The following is a 326-nucleotide window of genomic DNA, read 5'->3' as shown; positions in this document are numbered from 1 at the left end:
AGGTGAACCGGGCGTGCTCCAGGTCGAGCGCGTCGCCGAACCGCCCGTCGTCGAGCCGCACCCCGCCCTCGCACTCGAAGTGCTGGATCCGGGTGCCCTGCGCGGGCGTGGTGCCGCGCAGCAGCGGGCTGCCCAGGCCCGCCGGGGTCAGGTACAGCGTGCGCTCCACCGTCAGCTGCGGGGCGTTCAGCGCGTGCCGCGTGTACGGGTTCAGGAGCCGGGCGCCGCGCAGGCTCAGCGACACGCCGATGGTGGCGCCGCGCAGACTCAGCTCGCCGTGCGACTCCAGCATCTCGGCCTGCAGGTCCTGGCCGACGCTGATGCCG

At 74.5% G+C, this 326-nt stretch carries 1 pseudogene; it reads right to left on the bottom strand.

The window, feature by feature from the left end:
- Window positions 1–326: pseudogene (locus OO69_RS48460) on the bottom strand (oxidoreductase); the annotation flags it as partial.

It is taken from the genome of Streptomyces sp. NRRL F-525 (assembly GCF_000716605.1).
Classification (GTDB): domain Bacteria; phylum Actinomycetota; class Actinomycetes; order Streptomycetales; family Streptomycetaceae; genus Streptomyces.
Note: the sequence above shows the minus strand (reverse complement) of the source record. Positions and strands in the feature narration are given on the sequence as shown.